Genomic DNA, 3,402 nt, shown 5'->3' on the forward strand with positions numbered 1-3,402 from the left:
GCCGGGCTGTCGGTGGACCACAACTTCGGCGATACCGGCGTCTTCGCGGAGGTCTCCAAGGAGTCCAGCGACACCTTCCTGTCGCACACGCGCGATGACCGCAAGCACCTGTTCCTGAAGACCGTCAGCGCGCTGGGCGACGACACGACCTTGACCTTCGTCACCAGCGTCAACCGCGAACGCCAGAACACGGTGCAAGGCGCGACGCTCGACCAGATCGCGCAGCACGGCTGGCGCTTCGGCCTGGGCGACGACCCGTCGCTGCAGACCTATGCCGGCTACAACGGCGCGAGCTACCGGTCCAGCTTCACCTACCTCGGCGTGACCTCGACGCTGGGCGGCTGGACGGTCGACAACAAGGTCTACTTCAACGACTTCGACCACGCGTCGGACAAGACCAGCGATCCCACCGACACCGATCCGTCCCACAACGGCGTGCAGTTCTACGACGCGGCCGGAAAGAAGACCACCAAGGTCGCGACCGACGTCCCCGGCAAGCGGGCCGACAACGGCTTCCATGCCTATGGCGACGTGCTGCGCCTGGCGCGCGAAGCGGGGCCGGGGCGCTTACAGCTCGGCGCCTGGGTGGAGCGCAACGACGACGCGCGCTGGCAGACGCCGGTCGACTTCACCACGGGCACGGCCACCGGCACGAAGTACGGCTATGCCGACAACTACCGGCTGAAGGACACGACGGACACCTTCCAGCCCTACGTGCAGTACGACTGGAAGGCGGCCGAGGGCGTGACCGTGAGCCCGGGCCTGCGCTATTCGAGCGTGCGCCGCGGCATCGATGCCGAGCTCAACAAGTCGACGCCGCCGGCGCCGCTCAAGGCCAGCGCGACCTATGACGCCTGGCTGCCCTCGATCAGCGTGCACGACCAGCTGAGCCACGACTGGTCCGCCTACGCGCAGGTCGCCAAGGGCTTCCTGGCGCCGCCGGTCAACGTGATCCAGCTCAACGGCGCGCGCGGGTTGGATCCGGAGCTGACGACGAACTACCAGCTGGGCACCGCCTATGCGACGCGCGAGTTCAACTTCGGCGCCGACGTCTATCGCGTCGACTTCGGCAACTACATCAGCCAGACCACGATCGACAGCGGCGCGGGCAGCGAGAGCGTGTACGTCAACGCGGGCGGCGCGGTCTACAAGGGCATCGAGGTCGAGGGCACCTATGCCTTCACGCGCCAGCTCAGCCTGTACGCCAACGCCAGCCTCAACCACGCGACCTACAAGGGCGGGTCGGTGCGGGTCGCTGGCACGCCGCGGGCGACCGCGGCCATCGGCCTGATCTACGGCGACAAGCAAGGGCTGTTCGGTTCGCTGATGACCAAGATGGTCGGCGCGCAATACGGCGTCGACAACACGACCGATGCCAAGGGCAACACCGTCTTCGCCAACAGCCAGCGCCTGGGGGGCTACAGCAGCGTGGACGCCGCGCTCGGCTATCGCGCGGACCAGGGGCCCTGGGGCACGAAGGGCTTCTCCGTCAGCCTCGACGTCAACAACCTGTTCAACGCGAGGAAGCTCACCGCGTTCGCCGGCAACCAGTCGGTGGGCGGCGCGCCGCTGTACTTCGGCCTGCCGGGCCGGGGCGCGTTCGTCGACATGGCGGTGAAGTTCTGATGGGCGCGCGCGTCGCGAGCGCGGTCGCCGCCGCGGTGGCGGCCTTGATGCTGACGACGCCGGCGGCGCGGGCGCAGTCTCCGGCGCAGGACGCCGGAACGCCGGCCTCGCGGACCGGGCAGACGTCGGCGCTGCGCATCGTGCTGATGCGGCACGGCGTGCGCTCGCCGACGAAGTCGCCCGAGGCGCTCGCGCCCTTCGCCACCGAGCCCTGGGCGCGGTGGCCGGTCGCGCCGGGACAACTGACGCCGCATGGCATCGCGGCGATGAAGGCCTTGGGCGGCTGGTGGCGAACCGAGCTCGGCTTCGATCGGCCCGCGGCGAGATGTCCGGCATCGGCCGGTGCCGGGGCGCCGTTGCTCGTGATTTCGGACAGCACGCCCAGGAACCACGCGAGCGCGAAGGCGCTGATGGAGGGGCTGCTGCCCGGTTGCCCGGAGGCTGGCCACTTCGGCCTGCCGGCGGGGCAGCACGATCCGCTCTTCCAGGGCAGCGCCGGGTCGGACGAGGAGGTCTCCCCCGACGCGGTCAAGCGCCGGGACCGCATTCCCAAGGACGGGCTGGACGAACTCCAGGCCGTGCTCATCGGCGGCGCTCGCGAAGCGGATCGGCAAGCGGCCCGCGCGTCGGGGCACCAACTGCTGGTCGACCAGGCGGATCCACGCAAGCCGATGGGGACGCTGGCGGAGAACCTGATGCTGGAGTACGTCGAGGGCCTGCCAGCGCCAGCCTGGGGGCGCCTGGACGAGTCCGGCATCGGTCGGATCGTTGAACTGCACAACGCGGCGTTCGCGCAGCAGTGGAAGGACGATCCGGTCGCGGCGCGGCGGCGCGCCTCCGATCTGCTGGCGCGGATCTCCGCGGCGCTGCGCGCGGGCAACGCGCGACCGCTCGCGGGCGATGCGCAGGCGGCGGGCGCCGGCACGGTATTCCTGGTCGGGCACGACACCAACCTGGCGGCGGTGGCCGGGTTGCTGGGCCTGGACTGGCATGACCCGGCACGGCCGGATGACTATCCGCCAGGCGGCGCGCTGGTCTTCGATCTTGTCGCCGGGGCGGCCAGGGCCGAGGTGCGGCTGAGCATCGCGATGCCGACCTTGAGCGCGCTGCGCCGCGGCCGCTTCGATGCGCCGGGCGACATGGCCGTGAAGCCGGTGGCGGTACCCGGGTGTGGCGGCGCTTCGGGGTGCCCGCTGGGTCGATTCGCCGACCTCGTCGATCAGGTGATCGACACGGCGGCGGTCCCGGCGGCCGAGCCGGTCCGGCCGTTCGTCCGTTAGCGGTCGGAAGCGGTCGGAAGCGGCCGACGCGGTCAACGCAGCAAGGCAGCAAAGCAGCCGAAGCAGCCGAAGCAGCCGAAGCCGCTGCTTGCCGCCGGACGAAGCGCCGCGCCGCGCCCGGCTACTGCGCCGCCAGCTTGTTCATGTCCATGATCGGCAGCAGCACCGACAGCACGATCAGCATGACCACGCCGCCCATGGCCACGATCAGCAGCGGCTCCAGCAGCGTGGCCAGCGTCATCGCGCGGCGCTTGACCTCGTTGCCGAGCTGGCGCGCGGCGCGCTGCAGCATGTCGGGCAGCTGGCCGGTCTGCTCGCCCAGGCGCGCGAACATCGACAGCAGCCCCGGGAAGCGCTTCTTGCCGGCGAGCGCCGCGCCCAGCGGCGCGCCCTCGCGGACCTGCGCCAGCGCGTCCAGCGCGTCGGCGCGCATCGCCTGGTTGGACAGCGTCTCCGCCGCCGCCTGCAGCGCCTTCAGGATGGGCACGCCGGCGCC

The 3,402-nt window shown here is 71.0% G+C and carries 3 protein-coding genes; 2 read left to right on the plus strand and 1 reads right to left on the minus strand.

Annotation, left to right across the window (positions count from 1 at the left end):
* On the plus strand, positions 1-1,626 hold a 1,626-nt coding region (locus FUT87_RS16100), incomplete at its 5' end, for a TonB-dependent receptor domain-containing protein (RefSeq protein ID WP_147241670.1).
* The gene (locus FUT87_RS16105) at positions 1,626-2,906 is read left to right on the plus strand and encodes a histidine-type phosphatase (protein ID WP_147241671.1); all 1,281 of its coding nucleotides are present in this window, start codon (positions 1,626-1,628) and stop codon (positions 2,904-2,906) included. The genes FUT87_RS16100 and FUT87_RS16105, both read left to right, overlap by 1 nt.
* Before the next feature lie 121 nt (positions 2,907-3,027).
* Here FUT87_RS16105 and FUT87_RS16110 read toward each other — a convergent pair.
* On the minus strand, positions 3,028-3,402 hold a 375-nt coding region (locus FUT87_RS16110; RefSeq protein ID WP_186830570.1), incomplete at its 5' end, for a type II secretion system F family protein.

The organism is Mitsuaria sp. TWR114 (assembly GCF_007997345.1).

Excerpts from the sequence above, each read along its gene's own strand:
- FUT87_RS16105 (WP_147241671.1), top strand. The coding sequence starts at position 1,626 with ATGGGCGCGCGCGTCGCGAGCGCGGTCGCCGCCGCGGTGGCGGCCTTG.